Below are 12,429 nucleotides of genomic sequence, written 5' to 3' on the forward strand. Positions count from 1 at the left end.
ATGCAAAACCTTGATGCGCTCTTGATCTTTGCGCGTGTCGCTGAAATGACGAGCTTCACGCGCGCGGCGGAAAGCCTGGGCATCCAGAAGGGACGTGTCTCTATGGTGATCCGTGGACTCGAGCGAGAGGTGGGCGCCACGCTCCTGCATCGGACCACGAGGAGCGTGCAGCTGACTGAAGATGGACGCGCCTTTTATTCGCGCGCACGCGACCTGCTGGCCGAAGTACAAGAATTGCAATCGATGTTTGCGGGTAACGGCGCGCCGCTACGAGGACGATTGCGCGTCGATATGCCGACGGAACTGGCACGAAGCGTCGTGGTTCCCGCACTACCGCAACTGATGGCGGCGCATCCGGAGTTGGAACTGGAACTTTCCAGCACCGACCGGCGGGTCGATCTTGTCCAGGAAGGGTTCGATTGCGTGATCCGTCTCGGTCCGATCGTCGACGAGACGCTGATTGCCCGACCGCTTGGCAGGCTGCGCATGATCAATGCCGCGAGCCCGGGCTATCTGGCAAGGGTCGGCATACCGCACACGCTCGACGACCTGCGCAACCAAGGGCACCAGATGGTGCATTACACGCGAACCTTCGGCTCCAAGCCTGCCGGATGGGAATATCCGGACGGCGATGGCTATGGGTCGCTTGCGCTACCGGGCGCGATGCAAGTCAACAATGTGCAGACCTATCATGCAGCCGGACTTGCAGGCATTGGATTGATTCAGGCGGGATATTCGGCGCTCGCGCATCACATCGAACGCGGTGCGTTAGTGGAGATTCTGCCCGACCTGCGTCCTGAGCCCCTCGCCGCGTCGCTCGTCGTGGCCCATCGGCGTAACCTGTCGCAACGCGTCCGGGCCTTCATGAATTGGATCGAAGGGGTATTGGAACCGTATTTTGATTAACCGGCAGGTGTCGCGGCTCAAAGGGGCCGCGTGGGGTATAGCTGCGGTTGGAGCGTCGGTGCTCGTAACCGTTTTAGTCAACGTAACGTGACGACCACTTTCCCTTTGGTGCGTCCAGTTTCGACATAAGCCATCGCCTCCTTGGTCGATTCAAATGGAAAGATGCGCTCTACAACCGGACGTATGGCGCCTGTATCGACGAGCGAAGCGATTTCCTGCAGTTGGGCTCCGCATGCGCGCATGAACAGGAAGGAATAACTTACATCATGACGTTTTGCTTTCTTTCTGATCCGGTAGCTCAAGAGGTCCATCACGCCCCCCATGAACCAGGGCAAGCCGATCTCCTTCGCAAACGCGCGGTCGGGCGGTCCTGAGATCGAGATGAGCCGCCCGCCTCTTTTGAGCACGCTCAAGGATTTCTCGAGCGTTTTTCCGTCCAGACTGTTGATCACCACGTCGTAGTCGCGAAGGATTTTTTCGAAATCGTCCTTGCGATAATCGATGACGATGTCCGCGCCGAGTTCCTTCACCCACTCGACGTTCGCCGTGCTGGTCGTCGTCGCGACGAACGCGCCGACGTGTTTCGCCAGCTGGATCGCGAACGTCCCGACACCGCCGGAACCCGCATGGATCAGCACCTTTTGCCCCGGCTTCAGCTGCGCTTTGTCGATCAGCGCCTGCCAGGCGGTTAGACCGACCAGCGGGATTGACGCGGCTTCCTCCATTGAAAGCGTCTTCGGCTTGATCGCGACGTCCGCTTCGCTCACAGCAATGAACTCGGCAAACGTGCCGATCCGATCTTTGGCAGGCCGAGCGTAGACCTCGTCGCCGGGTTTGAACTGCTGCACGCGCGACCCGACGCGGGTCACGATCCCGGCCATCTCGTTGCCGAGAATGAGCGGCAGGCGATAACGCAAAATCGGCTTGAACTCGCCGTCCCGGATCTTGCCATCCAGCGGGTTCACACCGGCGGCATGGATCTGAACCAGCACGTCGTCGTCCCGCAATGGCGGCTCGGGCACATCGCTCATGCGCACGCGATCCTTGTCCCCGTAACGGTCGAAATTAAATGCTCTCATGATGTGCGTTTCCTCTGGTCTCAGCTGCCCACTTATTGTTCGAGGGCCGGCGCGCCGGACCGGGTCGCGGGAATCGTATCGAGCCGCAGGTCTTTGCGCAGCGCCGCATCCAGCATGCTCGCGGGCGCGAATCTGCGCAGCCATTGCAGGCGGGCCGCCAGCGCCCCGGCGGTATAGCGGCGCTTCGGATGTACGGCGATGGCGGCCTTCAGCACCACCTCGGCCACGACAGCCGGCTCCGTGGCGGTAGTCATCACGGCGTTCACGCGTTGGGTCACGACGTCACGCGCTTCCTGGTATACGTCGAGCTTCGTGTCGGGCTCCATGAAATTCGCGTCGAACGGCGTCTTCGTATAGGCCGGCTCGATGACCGAAACCCGGATGCCCAGTGTGCGCACCTCGTGGTCGAGCGATTCGGAATAGCCTTCGATCGCATGCTTGGTCGCCGAATAGAGCGCGCCGTACGGCATCGGCAGAAAACCGAGGACCGAGCCGATGTTGACGATGCGACCGCTGCCCTGACGACGCATATGCGGCAAGACGGCGCGTGTCATCCGGACGACGCCGAGAAAGTTCGTATCGAAGATCGACTGGACCTGTTCGATCGAGCTTTCTTCCGCGCCGGCCGGCGCGACGCCGAACCCGGCGTTGTTCACGAGCAGATCGATACGGCCCGCGCGCCGCATCACTTCAGCGACCGCAGCCTGAACGGACGCGTCGTTGGTGACGTCGAGGATCAGCATCTCGAACGATCGTCGCGCGGCCGGCGCCGCTCGCCTGCTGGTGCCGAATACCGTATAGCCCGCTCGCGCGAGCCGCTCGGCGGTCGCCGCACCGATGCCTGAAGACGCGCCGGTCACGAGGGCGACACCCATACCGTTTTTGCTCATGATTCAAACCCCCAGATGGGCGACCGGTTTGTCGCCACGAGTCACTATCGATTTGAAATGGACTATACTACCGTTTCGAAACCAAGTCACTATCGAAATAGTATGGACGACAAAAATCTCAGCGATAACCCCTGTCCGATCGCGCGCAGCCTGTCGACGGTCGGTGACGCGTGGAGCATGCTGATCCTTCGGGATGCGCATGCCGGCCTCACCCGCTTCGATCAGTTCCGTAAAAGTCTGGGGATTGCGCCGACGATCCTGACGCGGCGGCTCGTGTCGTTGACCGAGGCCGGACTGCTGGAGAAACACCGCTACTCGGAGCGCCCGCCGCGCGATGAATATCGGCTGACGCAGGCCGGGCTCGACTTCCTGCCGGTGCTCTTCATGATCGGTACGTGGGGCCGCCAGCACCTTGGCGGCGGCAAGCTGACGCGTTTCTACGATGCGGAGACTGGCACGGAAATCAGGGCAATCGCCGTCGATGAGGTGACCGGCGCGAGAATCGGAACCCGTCCGATACGCGCGGTTACGCCGGACTGAACCCGCGAAACGCGCTTCGGAGGTTGCGCAACATGGCCAGATTTCAGCCCGATGGATGGCATACCATCACGCCCAGAATGGTCGTGCCGGATCCGGAAAACCTGATCGAATTCGTCCGGATGGTGTTTCACGCACAGGGCGAATTCCGTGCCGGGCTGCCTGCCGAAATCCGGATCGGCGATTCCGTCGTGATGATCAGCGGCGGAGACGGCCTGCGCGATCCGATGCCGGCCTTTCTGTACGTCTATGTCGAGGATGCCGATTCGACCTATCAGCGGGCGATTGCGGCGCATGCGATCTCGCTCGAGGTTCCGGCCGACATGCCATACGGCGACAGGCGAGCGATGGTGAGAGATCCGTGGGGAAACATCTGGCAGGTTGCCACACACCAGCGCGACCTCTCGGCTGACGAGATCCGTTCAAGGCTGGCCAACGGCCGATAGCCGCCAGCAAGCACGGCTTCGCGCGACAGCGAACGCACTGGCTGCACGCAGCTTCCGGCAACCTCGTCTGTCGCAATCGTCAAGATTCGCGTCGCGTGCAGATAAAACCTTCCCGTCCGTCACGCCGTTAACCCGTTCGAAGCCCACGCGCCACGTGTTGCGACGTGGCGCTTGTCCTTCGTGATCCGGAATCCACATCCGCCGCTGGCCGCGCCTGGCCGGCGCAAGGGAACGTCATGCGAAAACACCTCACTATCCGTGGCGGACTCGTCGCGACCATCGCCGGCTATACCGTGCTGCTCGTGCTGGTGGTCGGCGCAGGCATCGCGGCCCTCTACGCGGGCAACGGGTCGCTCGAGGCGATGTATCGCGACGACACCGCGTCGCTGCTGCACCTGAAGACCAGCTCCGAACGGATGCTCGTCCTGCGCGAACGCATGAGCGACGTCGCGCAGATCATCAGCGCCGGCCAGTCGGGCAAGGAGGAAGTCGCGCAACTGCACACACTCCTCAAGCAGAGCAATGATGAACTGGACGCCTACACACGCCTGCATTCGCGCAACGCCGACGAGCAGGCGCTATTCGACACGCTGCAGAATCGCCGCCGGGCGCTGCTTGACCGCGTGTTCCTGAAGGCGCTATCGCAGCTCGACGGCGATGACGCGTTCAACTTCCTCGACACGCAGCGCACTGCGCCGCCCGCGCTGTTCGCCGCCTACCAGGATGCGATCGACGCACTCGAATCGTTCCAGGTCGCACGCGAAAAGGCCCGCTACGATGCGGCCGGCGTCCATTTCCACCGGATCGTGTGGGGGATGGCGGCAGTCGCCGTGCTTGCGATCGTCGTCGGCTTCTTTGCGCAGCGCATGCTCGCGAAGGCGATCATCGAGCCGATCAATCTCGCGGTCGACCAGTTCGAAAAAATCGCGAAAGGCGACCTGACCGGAACGGTCGTCATTCCCGGCGAAAACGAGATGGCCTATCTGCTGAATGCGCTGAAGCGGATGCAGGACGGCCTCGTCGACACCGTGCACCAGGTGCGCACGAGCACGGAGACGATCGTCGGTGACGTCCGCACGATCGCTAGCGGCAACGTCGACCTGTCCGCGCGCACCGAGCAGCAGGTCGTGTCGCTGCAGCAGGCGGCGGCGAGCGTCGAGCAACTGACGGCGGCCGTGCGCCAGAATGCGGACAACGCGCGCGATGCACGCACCTACGTCGAGGGCGCGGCCGGCATCGCGTCGCGCGGCGGCGAGGCGATGCAGCGTGTCGTCGAGACGATGTCGGCGATTTCTAACAGCTCCACGCGAATCTCCGGCATCGTCGGCGTGATCGAGAGCATCGCGTTCCAGACGAACATCCTCGCATTGAACGCTGCCGTCGAGGCTGCGCGCGCGGGCGAGCAGGGGCGCGGTTTCGCGGTCGTCGCAACAGAAGTTCGCGGGCTCGCGCAGCGCTGCGCGTCGGCGGCGAAGGAAATCCGGGACCTGATCGGCCATTCCGCGCGGCGCGTCGAAGACGGCAGCGGCCTCGTCGCACGGGCCGGCTCGGCGATGGCCGAACTCGTCGCCGCGGTCGAGCGCGTCAATGCGATCATGAGCGAAACCAGCAACGCATTCGAAGAGCAGTCGGCGGGCATCGAGCAGGTGAACGACGCGGTCATCCAGATGGAGCAGACGATGCAACGCAATGCCGCGCTGGTCGAGGAGGCGGCGGCCGCGGCGCTGTCGCTCGACGAACAGGGTTCACGGCTGAGCGCGGCGGTCGCGCAGTTCCGTCTGGGTGAAGCGGCAGTCGCGTGACGTACGCATGTGCGCGACCGCAGCCGGATCGTCGATGGCGAATGCGCCGGTGACGTGCCGATGAATGGCGCGCGACAGACTGGAACGCGTCACCGGCCGCTGGTCAGCGACACAATGAAGTAGCGGAATCGATGCGAGTCGACTCACTGCGGCGATTCAGGCAACGCGTAGTCGAAGCTGTACGAATGCTGGCCGTTGTCGATGCTGACGATCATCGAGCCGGAGAGCCCCAGCAATTCCCCCGTCCCGGAATCGGGCACGACGGTGATCGACTGCTTCGGCTGCCCACGGGTCATGGTGGCGCTGTGCTGCAGGACAAAGCTGCCCTGGCGGCCACCCAGCGTACCTTGCACGGTTTCCATCGCCACGTAGCCCGCGGAGCCCTGGACACTGCTGCGAAACGCGAGCATCTCTCCGTGGCTGACGGCTTCCAGGTCGCCGTGAAATTGCTTGTCCAGCGACATGCGGCCGAGCCCGGTATTTTCCGCGACGCTGCTGAGGGACTCCGGATTCAGCTTCACTTCGAACGGACCGTTGGCCAGCAGTTTCATCGCAGCTCTCCTCGTCGAATGGGCACTCCGCACTATAAGCCAACCGGGTTTCGCCGTAGGTAACGGTTTGCTTTACGCATCTGCGTCAATGCCGGATTCGACCGCAGATCGTGTGCCGCGCGGCGCCTGGGGCGATAATCGGCTTCCGGTCTTTAACCATGCTCACCTGTGACTACCCCTGCGTTCGCACCCTTTCAGGATTTGGCCAACACCTTGCTGGCTCACTGGAACGACGCCAATGGCGACGGCTCCCATGACACGTCGCATTTGCAGCGCGTGTGGAAGAACGCGGCGGCGATCCATGCCGAGGAGGGCGGAGATGCCGAAGTGCTGTTTGCGGCGACGCTGCTGCACGACTGCGTAGCGGTCGAGAAAAATTCTCCGCTTCGCGCGCAGGCATCGCGGCTGTCGGCGGAGCGGGCTCGGCGATTGTTGACGTCGCTGGATTGGCCGGATGCGAAGATCGACACCGTGGCGCATGCGGTCGAGGCGCATAGTTTTTCGGCCGGTGTCGCACCGATGACACTCGAAGCCAAGGCGCTGCAGGACGCCGACCGGCTCGATGCGATCGGCATGCTGGGTGTTGCACGCTGCTTTTATGTCGCCGGCCGGATGGGCAGCGCGTTGTATGACCCGGTCGATCCGCACGCATCGGAACGGGAACTCGACGACACGCGATTCGCCATCGATCATTTTCAAACGAAACTGCTGAAGCTGGCGTCCGGTTTCCAGACCGTCACCGGTGCCCGTTTGGCGAAAATCCGCCACGATCGCTTGCGTCGTTTTCTCGACGAGTTTGCCGACGAAATCTGATTCTGCTGACGGGGGACTCAAGTACCGTTACTGGTTCACGAACCCGGCTCGATGCGTATTACGGTTGTGGCACGACAGAAGAGTAGAACGTCGAAGCCGGTCGATGGATACAGGTCGATCCGAATGCGGCGATCGTCGCAGTAAGAAAACCGGAAATCAGAATGCCTGTACCGCCTGTTAGTGTCACGGACTCTCTCACGTGATGATAAGGAGTCCACAACCGCGGACCACCACAGTCACCACAATGAGAGCCGAGAAGATCAGCGCCGGGGCGAGATGCCGGAACGGCTCCCGGTTTCGTATCAACGTGAAGAGCGCGCCGATCATGATCGCGCCGGCCAGCGTGAGGCCCAAAACTCTGGTTTGTTGTCCAGGAAGAAGTGCCGCACTGAGCAATTCCAGCGTGCCACAGAGCAACTGAAACCATGCCGGATAACCCCAGCGTGCGAAGTCGCGCTTCACCGCGCCGGGCCGTGCGAGATTGACCACCCCGGCAATCGCGAACAGAACCGCTACGCTCATCGCGAGGATCGATTCGAGAGACGCACTGTTCCACGCCATCGTCATGCTCCGTTGGTTTGCCGAAAGTGTTCTTGTGCGGAGAGGTCCGCAATCAGGCCGGAGCCATGGGGCTCCCACGCAAGAACTCGCCGGGCATGCTGGCCGCTGACTGTCTGGTCGAGCGCCAGTGCGTCAGCGAACGGACCAAGCGATTGGCGAGCATCGTCGAGCGACCAAAGTTCGACGCGATCGGCGCCGACCGAGGCCCGAATCGCTTCACCCATTTCGACAACGGCAACGGCATCTTCCGCGACGACGTTGAAGATCTGTCCCGTGACTCGACCGTCCCCGCTTGCCGCCTGCTCCACCGCGCTCAGGTAAGCCGTGGCGAGATCATCGACGTGAACGGCAGGCCAGTGATTGCGACCCTCGCCGACGATCTTCACAGCGCCGGACTGACGGACCATGCCGGCAAGCATGCCGAAGATGCCACCGCCGTAGCCATGCACCATCGCCGGCCTCAGAATCACGGCGGCAATCGAGCGGCTCGCTGCCAGCGCCTGCACGTGTTGCTCCACTGCGGGCCGCCAGGCGATGAGTGGTGTCGGGTTCAGCGCCGATGCCTCAGTCGCAGGCTCCCCTTTCGTGTTGCCGTAGACCCAGGTGCCCGACGTATAGACAAACGCCGCGCCCGGATGCATATGCGAAAGCATCGCGACAGCCGTGGCCTCATCAGCCGCGGCGGCAGAAGCATCGTTGGTTGACGCGGTGTGCACCACGCCATCAGCGGCACCGGCAGTCGCAGCGAAAGACTGTGGCTCACGCAGGTCGCCGGTATGCAGTTTCACACCGAGACGTGCCAACGCGTTGGCGGCCGCCGATTGGTCCTGGCGCACCAGCGCCGTCACCTGATGACCGAGACTGATTGCTTTGCGCGCGACCGCCTGCCCGATGTAGCCAGTACCACCTGTAATAAACAGTTCCAAAGCGTTCTCCCAACGGATTGCCTGCGAGGTTGAATAGCCACCAAAACGAGACCAGTGAGTCTCGTTATCGGAACCATAGACGAGACTGGTCAGTCTTGTCAACTGCTCGGCGATCTGGTATTTATTTCGAATGAACGCTTCTTCCCTTTCCAGCTTGAGCCCGCTGCAACGCCGCAAGCGGTCTGCCATCCTCGACGGCGCGAAAACCGTTTTTTTACGCCAGAGCTTCGGTCTGGCGACGATGGACGATGTCGCCTCGGCCGCCGGCGTCGGCAAACAGACGGTCTATCGTCACTTCGGGTCGAAGGAGGCGCTCTTCGTCGGTCTGGTGCGCTCGATGTGCGCTGAGGTGGGTGCGCTTCTTGCCAGCACGCAGGGCGAGCAGTCCGACGGCTCACCCGAAGTCGAGTTGCGCGAGTTGGGATGGGGGCTGGCACGAAGCCTGATCGCGCCGGATAATCTGCGGCTTTACCGGGCAATCGTTGCTGAAGCTGAGCGTCTTCCGGAACTCGGCCAGGTGTTTTACGAGAATGGCGCAAAGGTCGTGCGTGCCGTCGCCGCAAGAATTCTGCGGAAGCGATTTGACGAATCGACTGCTGCATTCCGGGCAGCGACATTCGTCCAGTTGGTGCTGGGCGACGCGTATCTGGAACTGTCAATCGGTTTTACGGTGCCCGATGTTGAAGCGCGCTTTGCGCTGCAGATTGACGAGGCGGTGGCGGCTGCGCTTCGCTAAGGAGCGTCACATAAGACGTCGAACCACTGCATGCGGTGCGCAACAGCGTGTAGCACGGGAAGCAAGATACTGCGTTTCCGATTCCGCACGTCCCAGGCGCGTTTCTAAAATTGAGGGTTTCGTTTTGTGGCCGACATTTGTCTGATGCGGTTGAATCCGCAACCCGAATCGGGCATTCAGTATTGGCCTTGACGGTCATTCGCCAGGCTGCAAGCAAGCGTCCTGCTAGCGCCGGCTCGCGGAACACCTGCGCTCATCGGGTCACTTCACCAAAGTACCAACATTCATACATGAACGGGCGACCATCGTCGTCAAGGTCTTTGATGGCAATACCCAACTCAGACATGCCGGGCGGCACGTGTAACATCCATTCACTGGATAATTTACGGCCCCGTATGAGATTCCTTTCGCCGAAAATACTCGCGCCGTCATCAACGTGGGCGCTGAAGTAGTCTTCGTCGAGGTAGACGCATACCTCGCTTGCAAACATGTCGGGAAGGGAAATTGCGCACGTCACTCGGGCCGACCTACTCGCGGTTGGTTTACGAGCGAGAAGGAACGCTGATGCATCTATAAGGCCTTGTGCACACGTGCGACGGGTGGCAACGGTGGCATATCGCCCCCGAACAAGGCTGGATAGCACGGGGATTTTCCAATTCCAGTAAAGCTCATTCGAGTTCCAGACGTCGGCCGGAATGCAGTTCGAAAGTTTTTCCGGCCATTGTCGGACGGCTCGAAGCCGACGAGGGATACCACGGAGTTTCTTTTCAGGCATAGCGAGTCCCAAGCGCTGACATCTTCACTCCTGAGGTTGCGTCCGTGAAAATCAGAAAGAGTGGATGTCATGGTTCGCGATTGTCGACAGTCGGATCGAGTTTCGGCTTCCCACGGATTGTCAGCGATTCAGGCGTCGATGTCGAACGACCGGTTGTGGCCGCTAACCGGCATACGCGCTCCGCTGTCGTCGGCCAATCGTGACGCCTGCCGTAAGATTGCGACCACCCGGCATGCAACGATGTGCGACTGATCGACGCCGCGCATTTCAAATGCGGGCAGTGGTGCCGCTGGTGCGCCGGCACAAGCATCGGCAGCCGTCGGCGCCGTGCATCGCTCGGCGACCGCATCGATGCAAAAGGCGACGCTTCAATCGTCGCCTGATTGATAGAGCGCTTTCAACTGCGCCAACTCTTCGATGAATTGATCCTTGAGCGCTTGCGGCCCGAGGATTTTCAGGTGCGCGCCGTACCCCAGCAGCTTCCGCGCGCCGTGCTCGATCGATTCGATGGGCATCAGGAACGCTTTCCATCCCGGCGGCACCTCCGCGCTGCCTGCATCCTGCGAGACCGGCGCGGTTTTGATCCGCGCGTTGGCCAACCAGGTTTCGCCGCGCGGTGATACGGCGATATGGGCGGTCAGCCGATAGAGATCGGTTTCGTACCGGCTCATCGCGTCACGCCAGTGCGTCGCCAGATCGAATCGCGCTGGGCGCCTGAAACGGCGGCGCGTCGCGTTGAGTTCGCAGATATTCGCCAGCCGGAACGTCAGTGCGCCGGGCTTGCCCGCCACCCTAGCTATCAGGTACCAGGCGCCGCCCTTGAGCACCAGACCGAGCGGCTCGAGTTCGCGGCGGGACAAGCCACGCCAGCTCTGATACTTCACTTCGATACGGTACGAATCCCACACCGCATCGGCGACTTCACGCAGAAACTCGGGCGTTTCCTGCGCCCGGTACCAATCCACGGTATCGATGTGCAGCCGGCTGGCGACGCGATCGGCCTGCTCGCGCGAGCCCGGGGGCAGGCTGGCCATCATCTTCAGCCGCGCGGAGGTCGCCATGCCGTCGAGGCCCAGCTCTCGCGCCGGCCCGGGCAAACCCGCCAGGATCAGCGCGTGCGCTTCGTGCTCGGTGAGCCCCGTGAGATTGGTGCTCCAGCCGTCACGCAGCTGAAATCCGCCGTTGCGGCCGCGATCGCCCCAGATGGGCACGCCGGCCGTGGAGAGCTGGTCGATATCGCGCAGGATCGTGCGCTCGGACACCTCCAGTGCTTCGGCCAGCGCCGGTGCGGTCATCCGGCCGCGCGCTTGCAGCATCATCATGATCGACAACAGGCGGCTGGCTTTCATGGGCGACACGTACCTCTAATACATGACATGGGATGTCATGTTATCGGACTTATGCTTTGCCGCATGCCTGATCCGTTGTTTCGACGAATTCGGTCGTTCGAATCGATGGACGCATGAGGTTGCCGCTTAACTGGCGCACGGGTCGATTCGGGCTACCGACACGCATCGGCTGGTGCCCGCTGCGCGCTCGGCGGTTCACGCGTGAACGTGTTCGAGGTGGGGCGCATGACATCAATGGAGAGCGAATCATGAAGATCATTTCCGGACCCTTGAGCATGTTCGGTGCCAAGGTCGAGATTGCGGCGCACGAGAAAGGCATCGACTTCGAGCTGGTGATGACGCCGTTCAGCCAGCTTCGCGGCTATGAACCCAAACATCCGGATGTCTTGCGCATCAACCCGAAGCGCCAGGTGCCGGTGCTGACGGACGGCACGCTGGAGATTTTCGATTCCACGCAGATATTCGAGTATCTCGAGGATGTGAAGCCCGATCCCGCGTTATGGCCGGCACATCCGGCGGCGCGCGCGATCGCGCGTCAGCTCGAACACTGCAGCGACGAAATCTATTTTCCGCACGTTGTCCGGCTGATGGGGCTTGAAGATACGCCGGACGATCCGGCAGCGCAGGCGGCGCGCGCCGAGGCGTCGCAATACTATCGGCGCATGGAACGCGTGCTGGCGAATCGGGAATTTCTGGCCGGAACGTATTCTTATGCCGACATCGCGTTCTACATGGCGCAGTTGTTCGGCGCGCGCAAGGGTGCGCCGATGACGGCAGAGACGCCCAACCTGCTCGCGTGGCGTGAACGGATGACGGCGCGTCCCGCCGTGCGAAAAGTGGCCGGTGCAATGGCGGCGTATCTTGCGTCGATTCGAAACGCCGTCCCTGATTTTCTGTGGAGCCAGTTGCTCGACGGGCTCGGCGCATCCACCATCATGCGTCTCGACGTGGTAAAAGACGCGCAGCTGGTCTTTAATCTGCCGACGTCTTTAAAGGCCTTCGATGAACCCGGAAAGCAACGCTAACGGTACGGATGTCCGCGATACGCCCGCTCCGAA

14 protein-coding genes are annotated in these 12,429 nt (G+C 61.9%); 7 read left to right on the forward strand and 7 right to left on the reverse strand.

All coding sequences use genetic code 11. From position 1 onward, the window contains the following. Positions 1–906, forward strand: a complete 906-nt coding sequence (locus CUJ89_RS33130; protein ID WP_114181699.1) for a LysR family transcriptional regulator — start codon at positions 1–3, stop codon at positions 904–906. Between the two features lie 77 nt (positions 907–983). On the opposite strand, the gene CUJ89_RS33135 is transcribed toward CUJ89_RS33130, so the two are convergent. Further along, positions 984–1,985, reverse strand: a complete 1,002-nt coding sequence (locus CUJ89_RS33135) for an NADP-dependent oxidoreductase (protein WP_114181700.1) — start codon at positions 1,983–1,985, stop codon at positions 984–986. Between the two features lie 32 nt (positions 1,986–2,017). Further along, entirely contained in the window at positions 2,018–2,860 is an 843-nt protein-coding gene (locus tag CUJ89_RS33140) for an oxidoreductase (RefSeq protein ID WP_236655121.1), read from the reverse strand. 117 nt (positions 2,861–2,977) lie between these two features. Here CUJ89_RS33140 and CUJ89_RS33145 point away from each other — a divergent pair, with 117 nt between their 5' ends. From CUJ89_RS33145 to CUJ89_RS33155, 3 genes are all read left to right on the forward strand, one after another. After that, positions 2,978–3,415, forward strand: a complete 438-nt coding sequence (locus tag CUJ89_RS33145; protein ID WP_114181702.1) for a winged helix-turn-helix transcriptional regulator — start codon at positions 2,978–2,980, stop codon at positions 3,413–3,415. Positions 3,416–3,492: 77 nt separating this feature from the next. Then, positions 3,493–3,858, forward strand: a complete 366-nt coding sequence (locus tag CUJ89_RS33150) for a VOC family protein (protein WP_236655148.1) — start codon at positions 3,493–3,495, stop codon at positions 3,856–3,858. A 236-nt stretch (positions 3,859–4,094) separates the two neighbouring features. After that, positions 4,095–5,660 carry a methyl-accepting chemotaxis protein gene (locus CUJ89_RS33155; protein WP_114181704.1) on the forward strand — a complete coding sequence of 522 codons (1,566 nt, stop codon included), beginning with the start codon at positions 4,095–4,097 and terminating at the stop codon, positions 5,658–5,660. A gap of 143 nt (positions 5,661–5,803) precedes the next feature. Here the strand turns inward: CUJ89_RS33155 and CUJ89_RS33160 are convergent, their stop codons facing one another. Then, entirely contained in the window at positions 5,804–6,211 is a 408-nt protein-coding gene (locus tag CUJ89_RS33160) for a DUF3224 domain-containing protein (protein ID WP_114181705.1), read from the reverse strand. 168 nt (positions 6,212–6,379) lie between these two features. On the opposite strand from CUJ89_RS33160, the gene CUJ89_RS33165 reads away from it, so the two are divergent. Next, positions 6,380–7,024: an HD domain-containing protein gene (locus tag CUJ89_RS33165; RefSeq protein WP_114181706.1), complete on the forward strand. Its 645-nt coding sequence runs from the start codon at positions 6,380–6,382 to the stop codon at positions 7,022–7,024. Positions 7,025–7,219: 195 nt separating this feature from the next. Here CUJ89_RS33165 and CUJ89_RS33170 read toward each other — a convergent pair whose 3' ends face one another. Together CUJ89_RS33170 and CUJ89_RS33175 are read right to left on the reverse strand one after the other, a co-directional pair. Continuing rightward, positions 7,220–7,585, reverse strand: coding sequence for a DoxX family protein (locus CUJ89_RS33170; RefSeq protein ID WP_236655122.1), 366 nt, complete (start codon positions 7,583–7,585; stop codon positions 7,220–7,222). Between the two features lie 2 nt (positions 7,586–7,587). Beyond that, complete coding sequence (locus tag CUJ89_RS33175) at positions 7,588–8,700, reverse strand: NAD-dependent epimerase/dehydratase family protein (RefSeq protein WP_236655123.1); 1,113 nt, start codon at positions 8,698–8,700, stop codon at positions 7,588–7,590. Between CUJ89_RS33175 and CUJ89_RS33180 the strand changes: the two genes are divergently transcribed. After that, a complete protein-coding gene (locus tag CUJ89_RS33180) occupies positions 8,642–9,247 on the forward strand; it encodes a TetR/AcrR family transcriptional regulator (RefSeq protein ID WP_114181709.1) in 606 nt (201 codons plus the stop codon). The two genes, CUJ89_RS33175 and CUJ89_RS33180, sit on opposite strands and share 59 nt — an antisense overlap. Before the next feature lie 253 nt (positions 9,248–9,500). Here the strand turns inward: CUJ89_RS33180 and CUJ89_RS33185 are convergent, their stop codons facing one another. After that, positions 9,501–10,022, reverse strand: coding sequence for a DUF3916 domain-containing protein (locus CUJ89_RS33185; protein WP_114181710.1), 522 nt, complete (start codon positions 10,020–10,022; stop codon positions 9,501–9,503). Between the two features lie 368 nt (positions 10,023–10,390). Beyond that, on the reverse strand, positions 10,391–11,371 hold the full coding sequence (locus CUJ89_RS33190) for a helix-turn-helix transcriptional regulator (protein WP_114181711.1): 981 nt from the start codon (positions 11,369–11,371) through the stop codon (positions 10,391–10,393). A 248-nt stretch (positions 11,372–11,619) separates the two neighbouring features. Between CUJ89_RS33190 and CUJ89_RS33195 the strand changes: the two genes are divergently transcribed. Further along, on the forward strand, positions 11,620–12,396 hold the full coding sequence (locus tag CUJ89_RS33195) for a glutathione S-transferase family protein (RefSeq protein WP_114181712.1): 777 nt from the start codon (positions 11,620–11,622) through the stop codon (positions 12,394–12,396). The last annotated feature ends 33 nt before the right edge of the window (positions 12,397–12,429 follow it).

This window comes from Burkholderia pyrrocinia (genome assembly GCF_003330765.1).
In the GTDB taxonomy this organism is placed as follows: domain Bacteria; phylum Pseudomonadota; class Gammaproteobacteria; order Burkholderiales; family Burkholderiaceae; genus Burkholderia; species Burkholderia pyrrocinia_B.

Excerpts from the sequence above, each read along its gene's own strand:
- CUJ89_RS33130 (WP_114181699.1), top strand. The coding sequence starts at position 1 with ATGCAAAACCTTGATGCGCTCTTGATCTTTGCGCGTGTCGCTGAAATG.
- CUJ89_RS33135 (WP_114181700.1), bottom strand. The coding sequence starts at position 1,985 with ATGAGAGCATTTAATTTCGACCGTTACGGGGACAAGGATCGCGTGCGC.
- CUJ89_RS33140 (WP_236655121.1), bottom strand. The coding sequence starts at position 2,860 with ATGGGTGTCGCCCTCGTGACCGGCGCGTCTTCAGGCATCGGTGCGGCG.
- CUJ89_RS33145 (WP_114181702.1), top strand. The coding sequence starts at position 2,978 with ATGGACGACAAAAATCTCAGCGATAACCCCTGTCCGATCGCGCGCAGC.
- CUJ89_RS33150 (WP_236655148.1), top strand. The coding sequence starts at position 3,493 with ATGGTCGTGCCGGATCCGGAAAACCTGATCGAATTCGTCCGGATGGTG.
- CUJ89_RS33155 (WP_114181704.1), top strand. The coding sequence starts at position 4,095 with ATGCGAAAACACCTCACTATCCGTGGCGGACTCGTCGCGACCATCGCC.
- CUJ89_RS33160 (WP_114181705.1), bottom strand. The coding sequence starts at position 6,211 with ATGAAACTGCTGGCCAACGGTCCGTTCGAAGTGAAGCTGAATCCGGAG.
- CUJ89_RS33170 (WP_236655122.1), bottom strand. The coding sequence starts at position 7,585 with ATGGCGTGGAACAGTGCGTCTCTCGAATCGATCCTCGCGATGAGCGTA.
- CUJ89_RS33180 (WP_114181709.1), top strand. The coding sequence starts at position 8,642 with ATGAACGCTTCTTCCCTTTCCAGCTTGAGCCCGCTGCAACGCCGCAAG.
- CUJ89_RS33175 (WP_236655123.1), bottom strand. The coding sequence starts at position 8,700 with ATGGCAGACCGCTTGCGGCGTTGCAGCGGGCTCAAGCTGGAAAGGGAA.
- CUJ89_RS33185 (WP_114181710.1), bottom strand. The coding sequence starts at position 10,022 with ATGCCTGAAAAGAAACTCCGTGGTATCCCTCGTCGGCTTCGAGCCGTC.
- CUJ89_RS33190 (WP_114181711.1), bottom strand. The coding sequence starts at position 11,371 with ATGAAAGCCAGCCGCCTGTTGTCGATCATGATGATGCTGCAAGCGCGC.
- CUJ89_RS33195 (WP_114181712.1), top strand. The coding sequence starts at position 11,620 with ATGAAGATCATTTCCGGACCCTTGAGCATGTTCGGTGCCAAGGTCGAG.